Origin of the sequence: Citrobacter sp. TBCS-14, from assembly GCF_005280805.1 — a bacterium.
In the GTDB taxonomy this organism is placed as follows: domain Bacteria; phylum Pseudomonadota; class Gammaproteobacteria; order Enterobacterales; family Enterobacteriaceae; genus Citrobacter; species Citrobacter gillenii.
On record NZ_SZWM01000328.1, the window covers coordinates 1 to 204 of the forward strand.

The window sequence follows — 204 nt, forward strand, 5'->3', positions numbered from 1 at the left end:
CACAATCGACGATATCGATGTTGAGGATATCGCGACTGCTCTTTCCAACATCTGTCGATTCGCTGGGCATCTCCCAGAGTTCTACAGCGTGGCCCAGCACTCTGTGCTTGTAAGCCAGATTGTGCCGCCAGAGTTCGCCTTTGAAGCGCTGATGCACGACGCTGCGGAGGCATATTGCCAGGATATTCCGGCCCCGCTCAAAGC

The 204-nt window shown here is 55.4% G+C and carries 1 pseudogene; it reads left to right on the forward strand.

The features are described 5' to 3' along the window. Positions 1–4 precede the first annotated feature (4 nt). A pseudogene (locus FDX22_RS15340) lies at positions 5–204 on the forward strand (HD family hydrolase); the annotation flags it as partial.